18 protein-coding genes are annotated in these 23268 nt (G+C 63.5%); 7 read left to right on the plus strand and 11 right to left on the minus strand.

Annotated elements, in window-relative coordinates:
- The first annotated feature begins 32 nt into the window (after window positions 1-32).
- The gene (locus tag IQ25_RS20200; RefSeq protein WP_144908088.1) at window positions 33-1607 is read left to right on the plus strand and encodes a helicase HerA-like domain-containing protein; all 1575 of its coding nucleotides are present in this window, start codon (window positions 33-35) and stop codon (window positions 1605-1607) included.
- A 144-nt stretch (window positions 1608-1751) separates the two neighbouring features.
- On the opposite strand, the gene IQ25_RS20205 is transcribed toward IQ25_RS20200, so the two are convergent.
- From IQ25_RS20205 to IQ25_RS20235, 7 genes are all read right to left on the minus strand, one after another.
- Window positions 1752-2165 (minus strand): DUF4279 domain-containing protein, encoded by a 414-nt coding sequence (locus IQ25_RS20205; RefSeq protein WP_144908089.1) that lies wholly within the window; start codon window positions 2163-2165, stop codon window positions 1752-1754.
- A gap of 422 nt (window positions 2166-2587) precedes the next feature.
- Complete coding sequence (locus IQ25_RS20210) at window positions 2588-5257, minus strand: M1 family metallopeptidase (protein WP_144908090.1); 2670 nt, start codon at window positions 5255-5257, stop codon at window positions 2588-2590.
- A gap of 136 nt (window positions 5258-5393) precedes the next feature.
- Window positions 5394-6788, minus strand: coding sequence for a sensor histidine kinase (locus IQ25_RS20215; protein ID WP_144908091.1), 1395 nt, complete (start codon window positions 6786-6788; stop codon window positions 5394-5396).
- A gap of 6 nt (window positions 6789-6794) precedes the next feature.
- Window positions 6795-7532: a response regulator gene (locus tag IQ25_RS20220; RefSeq protein WP_144908092.1), complete on the minus strand. Its 738-nt coding sequence runs from the start codon at window positions 7530-7532 to the stop codon at window positions 6795-6797.
- A gap of 6 nt (window positions 7533-7538) precedes the next feature.
- On the minus strand, window positions 7539-8150 hold the full coding sequence (locus IQ25_RS20225; protein WP_144908093.1) for an EF-hand domain-containing protein: 612 nt from the start codon (window positions 8148-8150) through the stop codon (window positions 7539-7541).
- Between the two features lie 228 nt (window positions 8151-8378).
- A complete protein-coding gene (locus IQ25_RS20230; protein ID WP_144908094.1) occupies window positions 8379-8747 on the minus strand; it encodes a VOC family protein in 369 nt (122 codons plus the stop codon).
- A gap of 57 nt (window positions 8748-8804) precedes the next feature.
- Window positions 8805-10604, minus strand: a complete 1800-nt coding sequence (locus IQ25_RS20235; RefSeq protein WP_144908103.1) for an aminopeptidase P family protein — start codon at window positions 10602-10604, stop codon at window positions 8805-8807.
- A gap of 62 nt (window positions 10605-10666) precedes the next feature.
- Here IQ25_RS20235 and IQ25_RS20240 point away from each other — a divergent pair, with 62 nt between their 5' ends.
- From IQ25_RS20240 to IQ25_RS20250, 3 genes are read left to right on the plus strand one after another with little or no spacing between them, the layout of a single operon-like run.
- Window positions 10667-12742: a S9 family peptidase gene (locus IQ25_RS20240; RefSeq protein WP_144908095.1), complete on the plus strand. Its 2076-nt coding sequence runs from the start codon at window positions 10667-10669 to the stop codon at window positions 12740-12742.
- Window positions 12743-12772: 30 nt separating this feature from the next.
- Window positions 12773-13063: a hypothetical protein gene (locus IQ25_RS20245; RefSeq protein ID WP_144908096.1), complete on the plus strand. Its 291-nt coding sequence runs from the start codon at window positions 12773-12775 to the stop codon at window positions 13061-13063.
- Between the two features lie 5 nt (window positions 13064-13068).
- Window positions 13069-13464, plus strand: coding sequence for an acyl-CoA thioesterase (locus IQ25_RS20250; protein WP_144908097.1), 396 nt, complete (start codon window positions 13069-13071; stop codon window positions 13462-13464).
- Here the strand turns inward: IQ25_RS20250 and IQ25_RS20255 are convergent.
- From IQ25_RS20255 to IQ25_RS20265, 3 genes are all read right to left on the minus strand, one after another.
- Window positions 13461-15167 carry a GGDEF domain-containing protein gene (locus tag IQ25_RS20255; protein ID WP_144908098.1) on the minus strand — a complete coding sequence of 569 codons (1707 nt, stop codon included), beginning with the start codon at window positions 15165-15167 and terminating at the stop codon, window positions 13461-13463. The two genes, IQ25_RS20250 and IQ25_RS20255, sit on opposite strands and share 4 nt — an antisense overlap.
- A 117-nt stretch (window positions 15168-15284) precedes the next feature.
- Entirely contained in the window at window positions 15285-17747 is a 2463-nt protein-coding gene (locus IQ25_RS20260; protein ID WP_144908099.1) for an FtsK/SpoIIIE family DNA translocase, read from the minus strand.
- An 87-nt stretch (window positions 17748-17834) separates the two neighbouring features.
- Window positions 17835-18401 carry a thiamine phosphate synthase gene (locus IQ25_RS20265; protein WP_246415871.1) on the minus strand — a complete coding sequence of 189 codons (567 nt, stop codon included), beginning with the start codon at window positions 18399-18401 and terminating at the stop codon, window positions 17835-17837.
- On the opposite strand from IQ25_RS20265, the gene IQ25_RS20270 reads away from it, so the two are divergent.
- Together IQ25_RS20270 and IQ25_RS20275 are read left to right on the plus strand one after the other, a co-directional pair.
- Window positions 18400-19065: a YggS family pyridoxal phosphate-dependent enzyme gene (locus tag IQ25_RS20270; protein ID WP_144908100.1), complete on the plus strand. Its 666-nt coding sequence runs from the start codon at window positions 18400-18402 to the stop codon at window positions 19063-19065. The genes IQ25_RS20265 and IQ25_RS20270 overlap by 2 nt on opposite strands.
- A 119-nt stretch (window positions 19066-19184) precedes the next feature.
- A complete protein-coding gene (locus IQ25_RS20275) occupies window positions 19185-20480 on the plus strand; it encodes a GGDEF domain-containing protein (protein ID WP_144908101.1) in 1296 nt (431 codons plus the stop codon).
- A 37-nt stretch (window positions 20481-20517) separates the two neighbouring features.
- Here the strand turns inward: IQ25_RS20275 and IQ25_RS20280 are convergent, their stop codons facing one another.
- Entirely contained in the window at window positions 20518-22845 is a 2328-nt protein-coding gene (locus IQ25_RS20280) for a TonB-dependent receptor (protein WP_144908102.1), read from the minus strand.
- A gap of 159 nt (window positions 22846-23004) precedes the next feature.
- On the opposite strand from IQ25_RS20280, the gene IQ25_RS20285 reads away from it, so the two are divergent.
- The coding region (locus tag IQ25_RS20285; RefSeq protein WP_144908105.1) for a transposase at window positions 23005-23268 on the plus strand (264 nt) is incomplete at its 3' end.

The raw sequence follows: 23268 nt of genomic DNA on the forward strand, positions 1-23268 counted from the left end.
TAGTCTCTGGCCAAACGAATGGGGTGTTCTGGATGGAAGACATTTATCTCGGCCTGGGCTCAAACGGCGAACGGCAGGTGCTGCGCCTTGGCCGGGCCAACCGCCACGGGCTGATCGCAGGGGCGACCGGGACCGGCAAGACGGTGACGCTGCAGGGCATTGCCGAACAGTTCTCCGCGCGCGGCGTACCCGTGTTCATGGCCGACGTGAAAGGCGACCTTGCGGGCATCGCCATGCCGGGCAGCCCGACCTTCAAGCACGCCGCTTCGCTGGAATCGCGCGCCAAGGAACTGGGCATCGAGGACTACGCCTATTCCGACAATCCGGCGGTGTTCTGGGACCTCTATGGCGAGAGCGGCCACCCGATCCGCACGACGATTTCGGAAATGGGGCCGCTGCTGCTGTCGCGCCTGATGGGGCTGAACGAGACGCAGGAAGGCGTGCTCAACATCGCGTTCCGCTATGCCGATGACAACGCGCTGCTGCTGATCGACCTGCCCGATCTGCAATCGGTGCTGATGGCCTGCGCCGAGAACGCCAGCGCGCTTTCGGGCAAGTACGGCAACGTGTCCAAGGCCAGCGTCGGCACGATCCAGCGCCAATTGCTGGCGTTTGAAAGCCAGGGCGCCGACCGGTTCTTCGGCGAACCGGCGTTCGAGGTGAACGACTTCCTGAAAGTGGACGATCAGGGTCGGGGCATGGTCAACGTGCTCGCCGCCGACAAGCTGATGCAGAGCCCCAAGCTCTATGCCACGTTCCTGCTGTGGCTGCTGTCCGAACTGTTCGAGGCGCTGCCTGAAGTGGGCGATCCGGAAAAGCCGTGCCTGGTGTTCTTCTTCGATGAAGCGCACCTGCTGTTCGAGGACGCGCCGGATGCGCTGATGGACAAGGTGGAGCAGGTCGTGCGCCTGATCCGTTCGAAAGGCGTGGGCGTCTATTTCATCTCGCAGAATCCGATCGACATCCCCGAGAAGATCGCCGGCCAGCTGGGCAATCGCGTGCAGCACGCCCTACGCGCCTTTACGCCGCGCGATCAGAAGGCGATCCGCGCTGCGGCGGAGACCTTCCGCATCAACAAGGATCTCGATGTCGAGACGGTCATCACCGAACTGAAAGTGGGCGAGGCGCTGGTCTCGACGCTGAACGAAGATGGCTCGCCCTCGGTCGTCCAGCGCACGCTGATCGCCCCGCCGCGCTCGCGCCTCGGGCCGCTCAGCCCGAAGGAGCGCGCGGTGATCCAGTCGGTCAGCCCGTTCGACGGCAAGTACGACACGGCAGTGAACCGCGAATCCGCCGCCGAAGTGCTGGCGCAGAAGGCGGCTGACGCGGCAGCGGCGGCGCAGCAGGTGGAGGAGCAGGGCGAAGAAGCGCAGCGCGCTTCACCGCGTCGGACCACGACGATGTGGGAGAAGGCTGGCAAGGCGGCGGCGGGGGCGGTGGCGTCATCAGCAGGCGCCGTGATCGCCGCCAGCATCACCGGCAAGAAATCCCGCGCGGCGCCTGTGGCTTCGGGCATCACGGCGGTTGTCGGCTCGATCGCCACGTCAATCGGTGGCGAGGCACTGGGCCGCTTTGCGCGGGGGATTTTGGGCGGGTTGTTGCGGTAGGGTTAAGACTGCGTGGGCAATTCCGGCATGGCCGAGCTGGCAGTTATCCGCCACTTTGTGCTGAAAACGGACTTTTCGGCGTGCGACACTATCGGGAAGATATCCCGTCCAGCCTCTACGCAGCAAGTGCGCCACCAACACTTGTTATGTCTCGCCGGGCGCGTAGAGGTCAAAACCGATTGCGAGATTCCGTGCCGCCAGAGCGCCCAAAGTATCGGGTGAGAGGGTAATTCCGCCAGTCCAATCTTCGAAATACCCGCCGACACTCAGATAGCAGTGGTAACGAGCAGTCAGATTCCCCCACACTTCATGGTCATCTGTGAGTCTCGCTAACAGCAATGAGATTTCTTCATCGAGATTTACAGGGCTTTTCCATCCACTGTGAAGCTGCCACTTGCCCGTTTTTGCTTTGATAAGCTTTCCGTGATGGGAAAGAAACTTCTCGCCCTTTGAAACTCCTAGGCTCGGTTCGGAACCTAAAAGGGCTGTAATTTCGGAGGGAATGAGATCGTCTTCGTCGATCAGCAGAGATATCATGGCGCGTTGTAGGTTATCCATTGCTCTGTATATCCCGCTTTATCGCTGCTTGTAAGCCGGCCGACTTTGGATTGCTTCGCGCAGGGGAATTCTGGGAAATTGCTACGGTAACCAACCCCATCCGCTCACCCTGAGCTTGTCGAAGGGTGCTGGCGCAGCGGTTGCGCCGGGTGCTTCGACAAGCTCAGCATGAGCGGGGCTGTATTTGGGGGGAAGGAGTTTAGATCCGCCTCCCATTCGTCATTGCGAGCCGCCGAAGGCGGAGAAGCAATCCAGGGCGGTTTGGGCCGACTCTGGATTGCTTTACGCTGAGAGGATTCTGGAGGGCTACGGTAACCAACCCCATCCGCTCACCCTGAGCCTGTCGAAGGGTGCTGGCGCGGCGGTTGCGCCAGTGCTTCGACAAGCTCAGCATGAGCGGGGTTGGGGCTTGGCTGAAAGCCTTACTTCTTCTTCGCGTTTTGCCAGTCGGTCAGGCCCTTGATGAACTGCGGGCGGGTGCGGGCCTTTTCGGTCAGCGTGCCGATCACGCGGTCCACCGGGCGGGCGGCTTCGGCGGGGACCGTGGCCTTGAACGCCTTGAGCTTCTCGATCATCGCCGGATCGTTCGATTGCCCGCCGAGGCTGGCGATGAACGTGACGCGGCTCTGCGCATCGACCAGCGATTCGATCTTGGCGCGGTTGGCCAGCGCGAAGTCGTAGGTCTCGTCCGAGTGCAGGCCCGCCGAGGCGACGATCATTGCCGCGCTGGTGGTCTTGCCCGGCGCATCGGTCAGCGCAAGCTCACGCGCTGCCTTGGCGAGCGAGGCGTCTGCGGGGCGGCCCAGCAGGGTGTAGAGGAACTGGCGTTCCACCGCGCTGTTGCTGGCCGCGGCCATGCCCTTGATCGCGTCCCAATCGGCCTTCGTCGCGTTACGGGCGACGATGTTGAGCCAGGTCGTCTTGAGCGGACCGTCCAATGCCTTGGGGTTGCTGGCGAGCATGGCGAAGCGGCGGCGCGCTTCGGCCACGACGTCGGCATCGCCCATGGTGCCGAAGCCTGCGATCAGCGTCGAGCGCAGGTCGGCGTCACGCAGCGGCTCATCAGCCTTGGGCTCGAAGCCCAGCGCCATGAGGCGCGGCTTGTAGGTGCCCGCAACCTTGCCATAGAGCTTCTTCTGTGCGGCAGGGTCCTTGTCGAGCACGCGCCATGCGCCGACGAAATCGCCGAAAGCATTGGCGAGGACGACGGGATTGGCATTGCCGGGGATCGCCGCCAGCAGATCGAACGAGGGAGCATAGGGCTGGTAGCCGCTGGCCGAGAGCGCGAGGTTGTCGGCAATCAAGCCCATCTGGTCGACCGGCTGCAGGCTCGGCATAGCCTTCTTAAGCGAGGTCAGCATCTGCGGGGTGTAGAGCGAGCGGTAGTAGCCGAGCTGGCCTGCGTTGATCACGATCGGGCCGCAGCCGTTGACGGTGACGGTCGCCTTCCCGCCATCAAGGATCGTGCGCACCGGCTCACCAGCGCCTGCCGAGACGATCAGCGGCACCTTCCACTGCTGCGGCTTGGCGGCGACTTCTGCCTGACGGTCGACGCTGAACTCGCTCTGTTCGAGGTTCAGCGTGGCCATGCCCTTCTTGCAGGTCATGCCCGTAACCTTGACCAGCGGAATGCCAGGCTTGGTGGTGAAATCGGTGGCGATGGCGGTCAGGCCGGGGGCGCCAGCCTTTTCGATTGCCTGCCACAGGTCCTTGGAACGGGTGTTGCCGAACTTGTGATCGCGCATGTAGGCGCGCAGGCCGTCGCGCCACACCGTCTCGCCCGCGAAGGATTCGAGCATCGAGATGACCGCTTCACCCTTCTGGTAGGTGATCGCATCAAAGGCCTGGTTGGTCTCGTCGACGGTCTTGATCTCCTGCACGATCGGGTGCGTGGTCTTGAAGCCATCAAGACCCATCGCCGCATCGCGCCCGTTCACGCGCTCGAGCAGTGGGAACCAGTCGGGGTGGAAATGCGCAGTGGCCTTGGTTTCCATCCAGCTGGCGAAGCCCTCGTTCAGCCAGAGGTCTTCCCACCACGCCATGGTCACGAGGTTGCCGAACCACTGGTGCGCCACTTCGTGGGCCTGCGTGGTGACGATGTTCTGGCGGGCTGCCGCGCTGGTGATGGCCGGATCGTTGAGCAGGATGCGCTCGAACGTAAGGATCGCGCCCCAGTTTTCCATCGCCGAGAAGAACTGCGACTGGCCGGGGGCCGCCACGTTGTCGATCTTGGGCAGCGGGTAGGGCTGGCCGAAGTATTCGGAGTAGTAGGGGATCAGCGGGGCGAGTTCATCAAGCGCGAAGCGGGCCTGTTCGCCGCTGCCCTTGGGTGCGACGATGCCGGCCTGGACGCCGGGAGCCGCTTCCTTGCTCATGCGCTCCCAGTCACCGAGGCCGAAGAACAGCAGGTAGGACGACATCTTGGGGCTGGTGCCGAAGGTCACTCGCTTCATGCCATTTGCGAGCGGCTCTTCCTTGGCGATCGGCATGTTGCTGATGGCCATCTGCGAAGCAGGAACGGTGGCGGAAAGGTCAAAGGTCGCCTTGTAGATCGGCTCGTCGAACATCGGCGCAAAGCGGCGGGCATCGGGCGCTTCGAACTGGGTGAACAGGCCGCGCACGTCCTTGCCGGTGACCTTGTCAGGGTAATCGAGCGCGAAGAGGCCGTTGGCCTGCGTGTTGATGATCCCCGAATAGCTGGTGTCGAGGCGGTACTTGCCGGGCTTCAGCGGCGTTGCAGCCGTAAAGGTCGCGGTCTGGCTCTTGGCGTCCATCGCCACGGTGACGGGCATGGCCGCGCCGCCTTCGGGCGTGAGCGTGGCGCTGCCGATCTTGAGATCGAGCGCGTGGAGCGTCAACGCCGGGGTCGCCTCGGTCACTTCGAGATCGACCGAGGAGGTGCCGGTGAAGGTCAGCGCCTTGGCATCGGGGGAGATCGCGATGGTGTAGTGCGAGGGATGCGCGACGCGTGGCAGGTCGGTGTGGACGCCAGCGGCAGCGGAAGGATTGAGCGGCGCCTGCTGTGCGATGGCCGACGGAGCGGCGATGGCAATCGAAAGCGCAAGTGCCGAAACAAATGAAATGGTACGCATGCCGACTGTGACTCCCCGGCGCAATGAAGATTGGTTGCACTAGCAACCGGTCGTCGCTCGCGCGACTCCTTTCGACGAACGGCATAACCGCGCCGATCAATGTCGGTTGACTAATGTCCTCCGGATGACCGGTCGCTTAACCAAGCGGAAGCCGCACGGTGGCATCAAGGCCAGTGATCCGGCCATCGCCGCCGCGCCGATTGGCCAGCGTCAGCGTGCCTCCGTGCTGGTCGGCGATGGCGCGGGCCAGGGTCAGGCCGAGGCCGGTGCCGCCGGTGCCGCTGTTGCGCGAGGCATCGAGCCGGGTGAAAGGCTCCATCATCCGCGCAATCTCGTTCTCGGGAATGCCGGGGCCATCGTCCTCGATGCGCAAGACGGCGGTGCGGCCTTCCTTTGCCAGCGTGACCCGCGCCCGCTCGCCATAGCGCAGCGCGTTGGAGACGAGGTTGCGCAAGGCGCGGCGCATCCACGTGGCACGAACGGGCAGAACGACGCGGTCGGTATCGCCGAGTTCCACAGGCTCGCCCATGTCCTCGAATTCGCCGATCACGTCGGCAACAAGGGCGGAAAGTTCGGTTGGTTCGACCGGATCGGATGGGCGACCCACCCGAGCGAGCGACAGGATGTCGTCGAGTGAGCGGTTGATGTCCTCGATCGTGGCAGCCATGCGTCCGCGCTCGACATCGTCCTCGACCGCCTCGATGCGGACTCGCAGGGCGGCGAGCGGCGTTTTCAGGTCATGCCCGATCGCGCCGAGCATCACGTCCTTTTCATCAAGCATCGCGGCGATGCGCGCTTCCATCGCGTTGTGGGCAATGATGAGGCCCTGAATGTCCTCGGGCCCGTCGGGCTGGAGTTGGCCATCGAGCGCGCGATTGCCGGCGAAATCCTCGACACGGCGGGTGAGCGCCTTGAGCGGCCGGGCCATGCGGCGCAGGATCAGAGCCATCGCGCCGACCAGCACGAAATAGAGCACGATGGTCTGGCCGACCAGCGGGGCCAGCACCCGCAACTCGCCACCTTCTGAGAAGACGCGGGTGGAAAGCCATTGCCCGGATGACTGGCGGACCGAGGCGATCACCAGACGGGGCATGGGTTCGCGCGAAATGGCGGCCAGTTCACGACGATGGCGCTGCATGAATTGCAGGCTGGGCCGGTCAGTCAGGGGATTGCGTTCGAAGACGATCACCTCCGCCGCGTCAAAGCCCTGCGCGTTCAGAACTTCAGCGAGTTCGTGCTCCACACGAGGGAGACGCGCTTCATCGGGCCGCTGGAGAGATTGGCTGGTGCGTTCGAGGCGGAACGGCGGGGGTAGCGGGCGCTCATCATCGTCACGGTGGCGGCGGCGTTCGCTGGGCATAGGCCCCAACAAACGGAAGGCGGCAGAACTGACCATGCCAGATTCGCGCCGGTGGCTCTGCTCCTTCCAGATCAGCACTGCCGAAATTGTCTGCGCGACCAGCAATGCCAGCGCGATGGCGAGGAGGACCTGACCCTGAAGGCTGCGCGGCCAGAGACGGAGATCTCTCACCTTCCGTCAGGCTTCTTCATGGGTGGGCGCGCGCTTGCGCACTTCGGCGGCGAGCATGTAGCCACCACCCCACACCGTCTGGATCAACTGGGGGTTGCGGTTGTCGATTTCCACCTTGCGGCGCAGGCGCGAGATCTGGTTGTCGACCGCGCGATCGAACAGGTGAGCCTCGCGGCCCTGCACCATGTCGAGCAGGCGGTCACGATCGAGCACCTGCCGGGGATGGTCGAGGAAGGCCATGAGCAGGCGGAATTCCGCCGAGGAAATGGCGACGACCGCGCCTTCGCGGTCAATCAGGCGGCGCTTCAATGGATCGAGGCGCCAGCCTTCGAATTCATAGATCACCGCGTCGGAAACTTCGCTCGACTGCTTGGTGGCGCGGCGCAGGACCGAGCGAATGCGGGCAACCAGTTCGCGCGGATCGAACGGCTTTACCACGTAGTCGTCGGCGCCGATCTCGAGCCCGACGATGCGGTCGGTCGATTCGCCCTTGGCGGTGATGAAGATGACTGGCAGGCGCTTGGCCTCGACCAGATGGCGGCAGAGCGACAGGCCATCTTCACCGGGCATCATGATGTCGAGCAACACGAGATCGCAGCCTGCCTCGAGCAGACGGCTGCGGGCTTCGGCAGCGGTGCCGGCCTGGGTTACGACAAACCCCTGCCGGACAAGGTAGTCCGCCAGGGGTTCGCGCAAAGCTGGTTCGTCATCGACCAGGAGCAGTCGGATCGGAGCTTCGTTCATCGTGGATCAGTTAGCCGGAGGCGGGGGCGGAGGTCCATCACCCATCGCTCCCATGTGACCGGCGTGCGGGCCCTTCATCTTGCCCATCATCGCCTTCATCGAAGCGCGACGTTCTTCCGGCGTGATCTTGCCGTCCTTGTTGGCGTCAGCCATGTCGAAGTGCGCCTTCACGCCAGCATCGAATTCGGCCCGGGTGACTGTGCCGTCCTTGTTGGCATCGGCCATCATGGCCATGTGGCCACCCATCATCATGCCGCGCATGCCGCCATGACCACGGCCATGACGACCCTTGCGTTCACCGGCCTGACCTTCGTGGCCCTTCATCTGCTGGTGATGAGCGATAAACTCGGCCTGGCTGATCGAACCGTTCTTGTCGGTATCGATCACGGCGAACTTCTCGGCCCACTTGGCACTCTTGTCAGCCTGATCCAGCTTGCCGTCCTTGTTGACGTCGAGCTTGGTCCACATTTCGTCGGACTTGGCCTTGGCTTCGGCCCAGGTGATCGTCTTGTCGCCATCGGCGTCCATCTTCTGCGCAAAGGCAGGCGATGCGGCGTAGAGCGCCATCGAGGCCGTTGCCGTTACAGCGGCAAGCGCTGCAATCTGGAATTTCTTCATCGTGGTGCTCCGTAAGCAGGAGAGAGGGAGGAGACTGCGGCCACCGGCACTTCGGCAAGGAGAGGGGGAGGGAAGACCTTGCCCAGGGGGGACTGAACGCCGGCGACCGCAGTTCCTATGGCTCCTATCTAGGCGCACCTTGTCGCGGGACTATGCCGCACAGGAGGGTTTATTGTCGCAATTTGTCGCGAAGGGCGGCCTGCATTCATCCGGACGCAAGCCGGCGGGTCATCCCATCACGAAAGCGTTGAGCTTGTTGCCATCGGGATCGCGGAAGTAACCCGCGTAAAACCCGCCGCCGCGCAGGCCGGGCGCGCCTTCGCAAGTTCCGCCATTGGCAAGGGCGATGGCGTGGAGCCTGTCCACCTGATCCTTGTCCTTCGCTTCGAGCGCCACCATCACCCCGTTGCCGACGGTGGCTGGCTGGCCGTCGAAGGGCGCCATTGCGCCAATGCCCGCCCCTCCACCGGGGGCACCCCAGGCAATGCCGGTTTCGAATTCCATCATCCTGCCCACGCCCATCTCGGCGGCAATCGCATCATAGAATTTCGCCGCCCGGGCGAGATCACTGGTTCCGACGGTGACGTATCCGATCATGGCATTGCTCCTTGTCTGCGATTCGATAATCAGAACAATACGTGAACAAGAGTGCCATCACAAGGGCGCGCAGGCGGCGTCCAGCCATGCGAGATCGTCACCAGAAAGCTGCGGCGCGAGCACCGTGCGAACCTTCGCGTGATAGGCATCGAGCCAGTCGCGCTCTTCGCCCGAGAGCAGCGTCACGTCGATCAGGTCACGCGCAATGGGCGCGAAAGTGAGCGTTTCGAAACCATAGAATTCACCTTCCGCGCCGCTGATGTCGCGCCGTTCGACCAGCACGAGGTTCTCGATGCGGATGCCGTATTCGCCGGTCTTGTAATAGCCGGGCTCATTCGAGAGGATCATCCCCGGCATCAATGGCTGGCCGGTGCCTGCCTGCCCGCCGCTGGCCTTGGCGATGCGCTGCGGGCCTTCATGAACGGCAAGGAAGCTGCCGACGCCGTGACCGGTGCCATGCGCGTAGTCCAGGCCCGCCGACCACAGGTACTGCCGGGCGAAGCTGTCGAGCTGGCTACCTGCCGTGCCCTTGGGGAACACGGCCCGCGCCAGCGCGATGTGCCCCTTGAGCACGCGGGTGAAGCGGTCCTTGACCTCGGCATGCGGCGCATCGGGGCCGACCCAGACGGTGCGGGTAATGTCGGTCGTGCCATCGACGTACTGGCCACCGGAATCGACCAGATAGACGCTGTTGGGCTCGAGCGTGCGGCTCGTCTCCTCGCTCACCCGGTAGTGCACCACCGCACCGTTCGGCCCGGCGCCCGAGATCGTATCGAACGACAGGTCCTTGAGCAGCCCGCCCTCGGCGCGGAAGGCCTGCAGGCGATCGGCGGCGGTCAGTTCGGTGACCGTGCCCTTGGGCGCTTCGACTTCGATCCAGCGCAGGAAGCGGGCAATGGCCGCGCCGTCACGCGCCTGCGCGGCGCGATGCCCGGCCTGCTCGACCGGGTTCTTGATTGCCTTGGGCAGGACGACCGGATCAGTTATTGCCACGACATGCGCGCCTGCGCCTTCAAGTGCCTGAAACACGGCGGCCACCGCGCGCTCGGGATCGGCGGCAACCTTCTTGCCCGCGAGCGCCTGCAGCGCAGGCACAAAAGCTTCGCGCGGGCTGACTCGCACCGCATTGCCGAGGTGTGCGGTCAGTTCGGGCGTCACCTTCTCGGGCGCGATGAACAGGTCTGCCGTGCCATCGGCATTGGCAATCACGAAGGACAGCGCCACCGGGGTCCGGTCAACGTCAGCACCGCGAATGTTGAGCAGCCAGGCGACGGAATCGAGCGCGGTGATGACCGCGGCGTCCAGCCCTTGCGAGGTCAGCCACTCCGCCACTTCCGCACGCTTTTCAGTGGCGGACTTGCCTGCGTGTTCGGTCGCATGAGGCACTGCCTTGGCAAGCGATGGAGCGGGCTGGTCCTGCCAGACCGCGTCCAGCGGATTGCTGGCCACGGCCACCAGCGTTGCACCACGGGCCTCAAGCGCCTCTGCCACGCCTTGTGCCCAGCCCTTTGAATGGAGCCATGCATCATAGCCGATCCGCGCGCCCTGCGGCGCGTTTTGGCTGAGCCATTCGGCCACGCTCGTCTGCGGGACCGACTGGTACGACCACAGCTTGCCATCCACCTGATCGCGGACCTGCAGGGTATAGCGCCCGTCGACGAAGATCGCGGCCTCGTTGGCGAGCACCACCGCCGTGCCGGCAGAGCCGCCGAAGCCCGTCAACCACTCCAGCCGCTGGGCATAGGCGCCGACATATTCGCTCATGTGCTCATCGGAAATCGGGATGACGAAGCCGTCGAGGCCATCCTTGACCAGCTGCTTGCGCAAGGCGTCGAGGCGGGCTTCATGAGTGTGCATCAGCATGGGAATGGTCCTGAATGTGGGTGGCCCGCCTTGCGGGCATCATGCGCGCAACATAGATGCGAGGGATGAGCATTGCCACACCTCCTGTCGCCGCCAAGAAGCCGCACAGCTTTTCGCACCATGGTCTGACCGTCACCGACGATTACGCATGGCTGCGCGATCCCGGCTATCCGGAGGTGAAGGACAAGGAAGTGCTCGCCCATCTCGAGGCCGAGAACGCCTGGTTCGAGGCCCGCATGGGTGAGCGCAAGCCCGTGATCGACGCATTGTTCAAGGAAATGCGCGCCCGCATCAAGGAGGCCGACAAGTCGGTCCCGCAGAAGGACGGCGATTTCCTCTACTGGATCGAGTTCGAGGAGGGCGCCGAATACAAGAAGTGGTGGCGCCGCCCGGTCGGTGCGCCCGACGATGGCAGCGCGGACGAACTGATCCTCGACGAGGTCGCTCTGGCCGAGGGCAAGGAATACTTCCGCCTGGGCGCGATTGCCGTGTCGAAGGACGGCACGAAGCTGGCATGGTCGGTAGACGACAATGGCTCGGAACGCTTCACTGCGCGGATCAAGGTAATCGCGACCGGCGAAGTACTGCCCGACGAGATCCCCGGTACGCTGTCCGGACTGATCTGGGTGAAGGACGATACCGGCCTCGTGTACAGCCTCGCCAACGAGAACTGGCGGACGGACAATGCGCGGCTGCACTGGATCGGCCAGCCGCTGGAAAACGATGTCGAACTCTATCACGAGGACGACGAGGGCTTCCGCGTCGGCGCGTCGCTTTCGGCCAACGAGAAGTGGCTGATCATCTCGACCGGCGACCATGAGACGGGCGAGGTGCGGCTGGTGCCGGCTGATGATCCGCTGAAGGCTCCGCTGCTGGTCAAGCCGCGCCAGAAGGGCGTCGAGTATGATGTCGATGAGCGCGACGGCGTACTCTACATCCACGCCAACGACACCCACGAGAACTTCCGCCTCGCCACCGCGCCGTTGTCCAGCCCCGGCGAATGGACGACGCTGATCGAGGGCACCGACGACTTCTATCTCACCGGCTTCGACCTGTTCCGCAACTTCTACGTGACCGAGGGCCGGGTGCGTGGCCTCGATCGGATCGAGGTGCGCTATTACGACGATCCTTCGCGCGTGGAACCGATCGAGTTTCCCGAGGCGAGTTATGAGGCTTCGCTGGGCGACAATCCCGAATGGGACATGAGCGTGCTGCGGGTGGGCTATGAATCGATGGTCAGCCCGGCTTCGTCCTATGACTACGACGTTGCCACGCGCAGCCTCAAGCTGCTCAAGGTGCAGGAAATCCCGAGCGGCTATGATGCCACGCTCTATGATACGGCACGTCTGGAAATCGCGGCGCGCGATGGCACGATGGTTCCGGTCAGCGTGGTCTGGCGCAAGGACCGCGCGCAGGGCGGGCCGCTGCATCTTTATGGCTATGGCGCTTATGGCATCGCCATCGGGCCGGGCTTCTCGACCACGCGGCTGAGCCTTGTCGACCGCGGCTTTGCCTATGCCATCGCCCATATCAGGGGCGGCGATGACCTTGGCCGCGCCTGGTACAAGGCGGGCAAGCTGGAGGCGCGGACCAACACCTTCAACGACTTCGTGGATGTGGCCAAGGGCCTGATCGAGCGCGGCTTCACGGCGCCGGGCAAGATCAGCATTTCGGGCGGCTCGGCGGGTGGCGAGCTGATGGGTGCGGTGATCAACTCTGATCCGGACCTGTGGGGCGCGGTCGTCGCGCATGTTCCGTTCGTCGACGTGCTCAACACCATGCTCGATGAAGAACTGCCGCTCACTCCCGGCGAGTGGCCGGAATGGGGCAACCCGATCGAAGACAAGACCGCGTTCGAACTGATCCAGTCCTATTCGCCCTACGACCAGGTGAAGGCGCAAGGCTACCCACCCCTGATGGTGACGGCGGGCCTCAACGACCCGCGCGTGACCTACTGGGAGCCCGCAAAGTGGGTCGCCCGCCTGCGCGAGGCGAAGACGGACGGCAACGAACTGATCCTCAAGACCAACATGGGCGCAGGCCACGGCGGCAAGTCGGGCCGGTTCGAGAGCCTGAAGGAGACGGCGGAGGAGTTTGCGTTCATCCTGTGGCAGTTGGGGGTTGAGGCTTAAAGCTGCGACCGGGGAGCGGGGAAACAGACGATGCGGACTTTCAACTACATCCTTTTGAGCACTCAAGCAGTCGCTTGTGCGTTTCTGCTTGTTGTCATCGGCTCGCTGATGGCCGATCCGGTCCGCAATCCGGAGGGCGGCTTTATGATGGCCTTGATAGGACTTCCGCTTGCTGTCGTCAGTGCGCTAATACTTGGTTGGATTTATGCCATGCGCTCAGCCCTTCCCGATGAGCACAGGGAACGTATACTCCTGATATCGACAGTCTTCATGCTTATGACGACGCTGCCATTTCTGGCAGGTCTGCTCTCGGGGGTTTGAGAGCCGTGAGCAACCGCCACACCCTGACCTTCACTGCAGGCCCCGAGCACATCGACGAGCTCGGCCATGTCAACAACGCGGTCTGGGTGAACTGGATTCAGGACATCGCCACCGCGCACTGGTCTGCCGTGGCCTCGCCAGAACACCAAGACGCTTATGTCTGGGTCGTGACGCGGCACGAGATCGACTATCGCGGCAATATCGTTTCTGGCGAGAGCGTGACGGCCGAGACCTTCATTCCCGAACCGCCCACCGGCGCGCGGTTCGACCGGCGGGTGGATTTCCGCAACGCCGCGGACAAGATCATCGTCAGCGCCAAGACCACCTGGGCGATCATCGACCGCGCATCGGGCCGGATCCTGCGCGTGCCCAAGGATGTCGCGGCCCCCTTCCTGCCCTAGGCGACTTCGCGCCCGGCAGGTTCGAAGCCGGTGACCTTCTCGCGCATCGTCCGATTCCGGCCAAGGCGCTTGGCCTCGTAGAGCAACTGGTCGCAGCGGGCATAGAGCGAGGCGAAGTCGATGTGCAGGTTGCCGCGGGTGTCATGCTCGACCAGCCCCATGCTCGCCGTGACGATGTGTTCGAGGCCGGGAACTTCGGCGGTGATGCGGGTGGTGATCGCGCGGCGGCAACGTTCTGCCCGGGCTGCGGCATCGGCACCGCGCAGCATGAGCAGAAACTCCTCGCCTCCCATGCGGATGGCCTTGGTATCGCGATCGTCGATCAGGGCTCCGGCAGCGGCGCGCAGGACGATATCACCGGTGGAATGGCCGTGCGTATCGTTGACCAGCTTGAAGTGATCGAGATCGATCACGGCCATCGTGCGGAACCCGCGTTCGAACAGGATCTCGAAGCGCTTCTCGATCGTGCGCCGGTTGCGCAACCCGGTAAGCGGATCGCGGTCCGCCACTCCTTCGAGTTCAAGCGCCCAGGCTGTTGCCCGGTCGCGCTCCTGCCGCACCGCAACGAAGCGGCTGACGATGCCAAGTGCGGTGACCAGCACTTCGAGCGCCAATGCCAGCTGGTAGAGTTCGATGGCTTCGGTCGGGCGCAGGGCCGGCACAAGGTAGGCCACGATCCGCCACGAGCCGATCGCCATGATCGGCGTCCATGCCACGATCTGCAGCCGCACGGATTCGCTGCCCCGGCGCCTTGCGTCCCACAGCATGGCCGCCAGCACGATGATCACGGCCCCGATGGACACATGCATCGCGGGGGCAGACCATGGCCGCACGGCCTCCACGGGGATGCAGCACACGATGCCGACAGCCCAGACCGCCGGTCCGGTGCGCGTGGCTAGGCGGCGCAGGCGGGGGGACAGTGCATCCGCCTCGATGAACGTCGCTGCGAACATCAGCGCCGCCCCGGCCATAGTCGAAAAGGCGAGGTTGGAAGCCTGCCATTCCCATGAGGCGTGAAAGCCGATCATGACGTGGAAGAAGCCGGTCGCGAAAGCCGCCTGCACGAGCATCGATGCAACCATGACGAGGTGCCAGATGACGTACCGTTCGGGCAGGACCGAGTAGAACGCGGTGTTGATCAGCAACGGTACCAGCAGCATCCCGCAAATCGCCGCCATTGCCACGATTCTCTGCAGGGGCCAGCCGGTGCCTTCCGGGAACGGATCAAGCCGCATCTCGCTGAGTGTTGTCTTGCTCCAGGGCCGAACCACGCGCACCACTACAGCCCTTGTATCGGACGTGACACCCGGCACGGGCACGACCATGTAGGGACCTGTCGCCAGATGGTGGACGTCTCCGGGCCACGATGAAAACCAACGGGCCTTACCGTTGGCCTCGACAACTCCCACGTCGATGCGCTCGAAATTGCCCGTGTGAGTGACAACGCTTTGCGGCAGAACGCGGCTTTCGGCTTGGCCCAGTTCGAAGCGGAGAAGCACGGCGTCAGCCGAGAGGCTCCAGCCTCCATTGTCACAGCGCCAGCGTTCGGGCCGGGCATCGACTTCGGCCCATGTTTCGCCAACATCGGCATCTGCGTGGCAGGTGCGCTCGGGACGAACGTCCTGCGCCCCTGCCGTCGCTGGCAAAATGCCAGCAAACAACAGGACGAAGAGGCATAGCCAACGTCCGATCCCACCAATCATGCAGCAGAGACTAGACGAGCAAGCTTAGGAGCCCGTTAATTGCAAGCAACAAACAGCCTTAAGCTTTCCTGACATCAGCATTGAAATTTGTTCACGCGAATAAGGTCCTCGTCGCGATCACAAGACGTTGCCGTCCTTGTCGCGATAGATCTCGCGGCGACCGACATGGTTGGCAGGACCTACGAGACCATCGGCTTCCATCCGCTCGATCCACTTAGAAGCAGTATTGTAGCCAACGCCCATCTGCCGCTGGATCCAGCTTGCCGAAGCTTTCTGGCTTTCGAACACCAATTGGCAGACCTGCCGATACTTGCGGTCTTCGGGATTGTCCGAAGCGCTGTCGATATCGTCGAAGCCGAAACCTCCGTCCTCGGGCTCCTCGGTGACCGAATCGACATAGTCCGGGCTGCCCTGCCCGCGCCAGTGATCGGCGACCTTCTCGACTTCCTCGTCCGACACGAACGGTCCGTGGACGCGCTTGATCGGGTCGGTGTTGGGCTTGTAGAGCATGTCGCCCTTGCCCAGCAGTTGCTCTGCGCCCTGTTCGCCGAGGATGGTGCGGCTGTCGATGCGGCTGGTCACGGCAAAGCTGATACGCGTTGGCAGGTTGGCCTTGATCACGCCGGTGATCACGTCAACCGAGGGGCGCTGCGTTGCCATGATCAGGTGGATGCCTGCCGCACGGCTCTTCTGCGAAAGCCGCTGGATCAGCACTTCGATTTCCTTGCCGACGGTGACCATGAGGTCGGCCAGTTCGTCGACGATCACCACGATCTGCGGCAGCACTTCGTAATCGAGCTGCTGCTCCTCGAACAGCTCCTCGCCCGTATCGGGATCGAAGCCGACCTGGATGCGGCGGCCGAGCGGCTTGCCCTTGGCTTGTGCCGCACGGACCTTTTCGTTGAAGCCCGAGATGTTGCGCACGCCGATCGAGGACATCTGGCGATAGCGCCGCTCCATTTCCTCGACCGCCCACTTGAGCGCGCGCACCGCCTTGGACGGTTCGGTCACCACCGGCGAAAGCAGGTGCGGGATGTCGTCGTAAGACTTGAGTTCCAGCACCTTGGGATCGACGAGGATCATGCGGCACTGTGCGGGCGTCAGGCGATAGAGCAGCGAGAGCAGGATGCAGTTGAGCCCGACCGACTTGCCCGAGCCGGTGGTGCCCGCAACCAGCAGGTGTGGCATGGTCGCAAGGTCGGCGACGATCGGCTCGCCCGCGATGTCCTTGCCCAGGATGATCGGCAGCAACGCCTTTGAATTGACGAACTTTTCGCAGGCAACGAGTTCGCGAAAGCCGACCATGTCGCGGATGGCGTTGGGCAGTTCGATGCCCATGACGGTGCGACCCGGAATGGCCGAAACACGCGCCGATATCGCGCTCATGTTGCGGGCGATGTCGTCCGCCAGGCCGATCACACGGCTGGCCTTGATGCCCGGTGCCGGTTCTAGCTCGTACATCGTGACCACGGGGCCGGTGCGCACGGCGGTAATCTCGCCCTTCACGTTGAAATCGTCGAGCACGTTCTCGAGCAGGCGCGCGTTGCGTTCGAGCGCCAGCTTGTCGATCTTCTGCGCGGATCCTGCAGGCGCTTCGACGAGCAGTTCGATCGAGGGCAGCTCGTACTTGTTGTCGAACAGATCACCCTGTCGCGCCTTGGGCGGAGCCGCGGCAAGCGTCGGCGTGCGGGTCGGGTCGCTGATCTCGGTCGGCTTGCGCTGCGCCAGCGCGTCCTCAAGGTCGATGCTGTCGGCAGTGGCGCGCGCTTCCTTGTCTCGGCGATCCTTGCGTGGTGCAGGAGCAGGCGCTTCGTCCTCGCCATCTTCGTCGGCGTCGATATCGTGCGACGCGCGGCGCAGGAATGGCGGGAGCGTGAGCATCTGCGCCCAGTCGAAAGCGAAGACCCGTGCCGCAAGGGCAAGCCCTCCGACAAGCGCGACAAGGCCGAGCGGCACGCTGATCCACTGCGGCGCGATTTGCGGGACGAGTCCTGCAAGCGCGTTGATCGCCGCAGCGCCCAGAAGACCTGAAAGGCCACCCGGCCCTGCCGGCAGGCGGCTCGTCGCACTCGAAGCCCACAGCGCAAGCGTCGTGCCGATCAACGCCATCGCGAGTAGCAGGACGAGCGTCGGCCGCCACCATCGCGGTTCGGGCGCGGCTTCGCCGCCCTCGCCATCCTCGTCGATGTCGATCAGGTCGCTTTCGGCCTCCCACATGCGCCGCGCGAAGACCCACATCAGCGGAAGTAGCAGGACACCCGGCAATCCGAAGAGCATCAGCACCTTGTCAGAGGCCCAGGCTCCGGCCAACCCCATCCAGTTCTCCACCGGACTGCCCGAAGCGGTGCTGCCCGAAGGATCGGTCTGGGTGTAGCTGACGAGCGCGAGCGCGAGGAACAGAAGTGCCGCAGCCATGATGCCGCCGCCAAGCAGTTCGAGACTGCGGCGCAGCGAACGGCGCAGAACCGCGCGCCAATCCGCCCCGCGCAGGCCGGATGCACGCTTTGCGGGCGCGCGCGATCCTGCGTCCCGCACGCTGGCGGTCCGCCCTTTCGCGATGTTTGCTGCCCGGCTTGCCATGTCTTCGTCTAATCCCTGCCCTTGCAGTCTGCATCATGCGCCCGAAGGGGACTCACCGTCAAGAATCCCGACAGGAATTGCGACCAATCAACGCTTTGCAACAAGCCCGTCGATCGCTGCCCAACCGTGCACCGGCAATCGCGCCGCCCGCGCCGCCGTCATTCCGCCCAACGCAATCACCGGAAGCGGCGAGCGGCGGGCGAGCAACAGGAACCGGACCGCGCCCAGCACCGGCGCTCCGGCGTGCGAACGGGTGGGAAATACCGGCGAAAGCAGGATTGCGTGAGCCCCCGCTCTCGCGGCCGCACCGATCTCGGCCAGAGAGTGGGCCGTGGCCAGCCGCAGCCCCGCCTGCCCTGCTATCTCGCGGGCCGAGCCATAGATCCCGTCGGCAGCCCACCCGCGCGGCACGCGGGCGCCGATCATCGCAATCCCGCGCCGCACCGCGCTCTTGCGCAAGGCAAGGAAACGCGCTCGGCGGGCGCCACTTTCAAGATGATAATGCCGGAATACCAAGGCATCGCCGCGCGCCAGCCGCGACAGTGCGCGTTCGAGGCCTGCGTCGTTGCGTGCATCGCTCAACAGCACGCGACGCGGCACTCCTCCAGCCTTGGTCTGGCGCTTTCCCATCGCCGCGCTATAGCACCGCGCCATGGAACAGGCAGTCCCCTCATCACCGCTCGAACAGGTCCGCGCCAGCATCGCCAAGGCCGCCCGCATTGCCGGACGCAAGGCCGGGGACGTGACGCTCGTGGCCGTTAGCAAGACCAAGCCAGCCGAGGCGATTCTCGATCTGATCGCGCAGGGCCAGCGCGTGTTCGGCGAGAATCGCGTGCAGGAAACGCAGGACAAGTGGCCCGCAATCCGCGCAGCGCATCCCGATGTCGAACTGCATCTTGTCGGGCAGCTTCAGTCGAACAAAGCCGAGGAGGCCATCGCGCTGTTCGACTGCATCCATTCGGTCGATCGCCCAAGCCTCGTCTCTGCGCTGGGCAAGGCGCAGGACAAGCTGGGCCGCAAGGTGCCGTGCTTCGTGCAGGTCAACATCGGCAATGAGGAGCAGAAGGGCGGCTGCGCAGTGACCGACCTGCCCGCATTGCTTGAACAGGCGCGCGAGGCTGGCCTCGTGGTGATCGGCCTGATGTGCGTGCCGCCGGCCGGGATCGAGGCCGCGCCGTTCTTCGCACTGCTCGACAAGCTGGCCGATGAGAATGGCCTCGTGCAGTTGTCTATGGGCATGAGCGAAGATTTCGAGACGGCCGTGCAACTGGGAGCAACCCACGTGCGCATCGGTTCCGCGCTGTTCGGAGCGCGCTGATCTGGCCCCACGACGGTAAGCCGAACCTTCCCTGCCGGGCCGCAACGATACTTTCGGCGTCTTAACCTTATGTTACCCCCCACCGCAGGATACTTCCATGATGGGAGGTTGCCTGACCTGTGGCAGATCGCGAAGCATACAGTAAGCGCCAACTGAGTGATGACGGAAAGGCGCTGGAAAAGGTCCATGTTGCGACCCTGGTCGCTCATGCGCTGGTGCTGTGTGCGGTCGTCTTGCCGATGGTCGTCGCCGAAAGATACCACGATGTCCTGGCCATCGCGGCCGCCTGCTTCATGTTCGCCCTCTTCGCGCTGCAGATCGTATTGAAACGAGCCGCAGAGTCGGTACGCAATCGGAATCTGGCCAACTTCCTTGTCACCAGGGATTCGCGCGAACAGATCCAGGAACTGTTCGCGATGACCGACATGCTCCAGGCAGCCGAGACCTACGAGGACGCAGGCGCCGTGCTGATGGCCACGGCGCGCCGGTTGCTGCCAGGTTATGGCGCAGCGCTGTTCGTGTTCAACAACTCGCGCGATCGGCTCGATCTGGCGCGGGCGTGGGACATGCCGGAAGGCTATCGAGTGCCGGAAATGCTGTCCCCTTCCAACTGCTGGGCGCTGAAGCGTGGCAAGCCTCACATCAATTCGCCATCGGCCGGGACATTATGTTGTGCCCACCATCCGTCGCATATCGCTACGGTGGAAATGCCGATGATGGCGTGTGGGCAGTTGCACGGCCTTCTCATCATCGCGCACCCCGATACCGAGGATGCCTATAACGAGATCATGGAGATCAGGCGCCTTGGCCGTGCGCTGGCTGATTCCATGTCGCTCGCTCTTTCCAATATCTCCCTGCGTGAGAAACTGCGCACCCAGTCGCTGCGCGATCCGCTGACGGGCCTCTACAACCGCCGCTATATGGAAGATGCGCTTGAGCGCTTCGTTTCACTGGGCTCTCGCACTGGGGCCAGCACGGCGGTGATCATGCTCGATCTCGACAACTTCAAGAAGCTCAACGACGAGCACGGCCATGCCAAGGGCGATGCAGTGCTGCGCGATGTTGCCGCCCAGATCGTCGGCTGCCTGCGCCCGACAGATGTTGTCTGCCGATATGGTGGGGAAGAGCTCGTCGCGATCCTGCCTGACTGCTCACTCGAGGACGTTCTGGAGAAGGCAGAGATCCTGCGGCAGCGCATCGAATCCCTGAGTGCCAGCCACGAATGCGCGATTTCCGCCTCGCTCGGCGTGGCGACCATTCCCGAAACGGCAACATCGGCCACCGACATCGTGCCGATCGCCGATGCTGCGCTCTATGCCGCGAAGAAAGCGGGCAAGAACTGCGTCGTAGCAGCTGAAAAGCGCGCTGGGCGCGAGGCCCCAAGACTGACTGCGATCAAGTCCAAGCAGAACTGAGCGCTGCGCAGGCCCGAGCCCACGCAGCGCTCTGCGATCAGAAGTCCGCGTTCAGTTCCGCGCCAAGCACCCGGCCGCGCACCAGCGGCGAGAACGTCCCGGCCTTGGGATTGTCGGCAAAAGGACGGTCGACGCCGGTCGAGAGCGGCCCGCCGAACACCGGAATCTGCGCCGCCGTGCCCAGCTGCGTGTCGCCGCCATGCTGAACCTGATCAAGCAGGTTGCGGCCATAGACCGTGAAGGTCAGCCCACCGGTCTTGTAGCTGAGCGAAGCATCGAGGTTGTCCGACGCCGTGATCCAGCCGAAGTTGTTGTCGGTGTAGGCAAAGCGGTCGCGATGCTGGAAGTTGGCGCGCGCAACGATGGCGTTGCCCTCACCCACCGGGAAATCGCCCAGAACGCCAAAGCCGTAGGTCCACTTCGGCGTACGTGGCAGTTCGAGAGCCTTGTCCGCCGCGTTGACGACGCCGTCGCTCGAGATGTCGAACAGGACGTTCTTGTAGCGTGCGTTGATATAGCCGAAGTTGGCCGTGAACAGGAAGTTCCTGCCAACCGCAAAGCGACCTTCGCCCTCGATGCCATCGATGCGGGCATCGGCGGTATTGAAGATCGACTGGGCAACACCGGCAGCAGACCCTTCGTTGACCTCGCGCTGCATGTTGCCGACCTCGGTGCGGAAGGCTGCAAGGTTGATCGTAAGCTTGCGATCCGGCGTCTGGAACTTTGCGCCCAGTTCGTAGCTGTCGACCTGCTCTTCATCGAACGAAAGGCCACGCGTTGCCGCCACTGCCTCAAACGCGCGGGCATTGGTGATGCGGAAGTTGTAGCCGCCCGAACGGAAGCCACGCGTCCAGTTGCCATAGACCTGCGCGTCACCGTTGAACTTGTACTGGAAGCCGAGCTTGGGGCTCCAGTTCTCCCAGGTGCGCTTGTCCTTGAAGCCATTGTTCTCATTCGGGATAAGCGAGTTCGTTCCCGATGTGGGGCAGGTTCCGGCAACGACGGAGCAGTTGGTGCGCGGGCGAATGTAGGTGACCGCGACGTCCTTGGTCTCCTTCGACCAGCGGATGCCTGCAGTCAGCGTCAGCTTCTCGGTCACGTCGAAGTCACCCGACGCGAAGAGACCAAGCACATCATGATCCTGACGGCCACCGCCGATCTGGGTCAGCGGACTGATAAATGTCGGGAAGAAGCGCAGTTCGTCGTAGCGCAGGTCCTGCGTGAACCAGAAGCCGCCTGCGGTGAAGTCCAGCGCGCCGAAGCGGTTGTTGTAGCGGATTTCATCCGAGTACTGGCGCTGCTTGAACAGCGTGTTGGAGTGGAAGATGAACACCGGCTTGGCGTCGATATCCCCGCCGGTCGAAGCGTCGTAATCGCGGAAGCCGAAGATGTTGGTGATCTTGCCATCGCCGACGTCGATCTCGGTCTTGTGCGTCGCGAACCAGGTGCGGTTCTTGTAGAAGCCGCCATTGTCGATTGCGAAATCGAAGGTATCGCGCTTGTACAGGCCGTGGTTCTGGCCTGCGGGGCCGTCACCTTCACTGTGGAAGTATTCGGCTTTCGCAACCATGCGGATGCCATCGGTGGGCAGGAATTCGAGAGCGCCGCGCAGGATCTGGGTCTGCGCCTTGCCGAAGTCCTTGCCGTTGAAGAGGTTCTTGAAATAGCCCTCATCGTTGTTGACGTAGCCGCCGACCTTGAAGTTCAGCACATCCCTGATCAGCGGTCCGGAGACGACTGCCTGTGCTGCGAAGTTGCCCGAGCCACGGCCGGAATCGATCGGACCTTCGTAGAACGTGCGGAAGTTGCCGCGCAGTTCCGGGGTGGGATCGCCGGTGTTGATCAACACCGCACCGCCGGTGGTGTTGCGGCCATAGAGAATGCCCTGCGGGCCGCGAGCGACTTCGACCGAGCCTAGATCGAACACGTCGAACACCAGGCCGTTGTTCACGCCGATGTAGACGCCATCGACGAAGACGCCGACGGTCGGGTCGATGGACGGGATCGAGCTGTTCACGCCAAGGCCGCGGATCGAGAAGTTTGCCGTGCCGCGCGAGGTACCGACCTGATCGAGCGAGACGTTCGGCGCGCTGTAGGTCAAGGTCTGGATGTCACGCACTTGCAGTGCCTGCAGGCTTTGTGCGTTGAAGGCGGTGATTGCAACCGGAACGTCCTGGACGTTCTCGACGTCCTTCTTCTTGGTTGCGGTCACGATGATGTCGGCGTTGAGCACGTCGATGGCCGACTGCTCCTGATCCTGCGCCGCTTCCTGCGCATGGGCCACGCCAGCCCCAGCCGCAGCAAGCGCGATAGCGCTCATGCCGCCGGAAAACGCACGCACGACCTTGTTTGATTTGATTGGCATTCTCAGCTCCCACTTTATCTTGTGGAGCCGAAAATGCCCGCTGCGTGCCAGCGTTCAACCTGTTTTCAAGTGAGCAATTAAATCTGGATGCCTCGAAAAACCTCTGGCGTTGAGGGCCACTGAGTGATTCACTGCCTTTGTGGATGAGCGGAGGCGATGATGGCGGGACAGCCCGGTTTCTTTGATCTTTCGGACCGGTACGAGGCCTTGAGCGCAGCGGGTGATCCGCTTGAGCGTTTGGCTGGGGTGATCGACTTTGAGGTATTCCGTGGTCCCTTGATTGCCGCTCTGCGCCGTAGCGTCCGTGGCAAGGGCGGCCGACCACCGTTCGACCCGGTCCTGATGTTCAAAATCCTGGTGCTGCAGGCGCTCTATTCGTTGTCAGACGAAGCAACGGAATTCCAGATCAAGGATCGCTTGTCG

It is taken from the genome of Novosphingobium taihuense (genome assembly GCF_007830315.1).
Lineage (GTDB): Bacteria > Pseudomonadota > Alphaproteobacteria > Sphingomonadales > Sphingomonadaceae > Novosphingobium > Novosphingobium taihuense.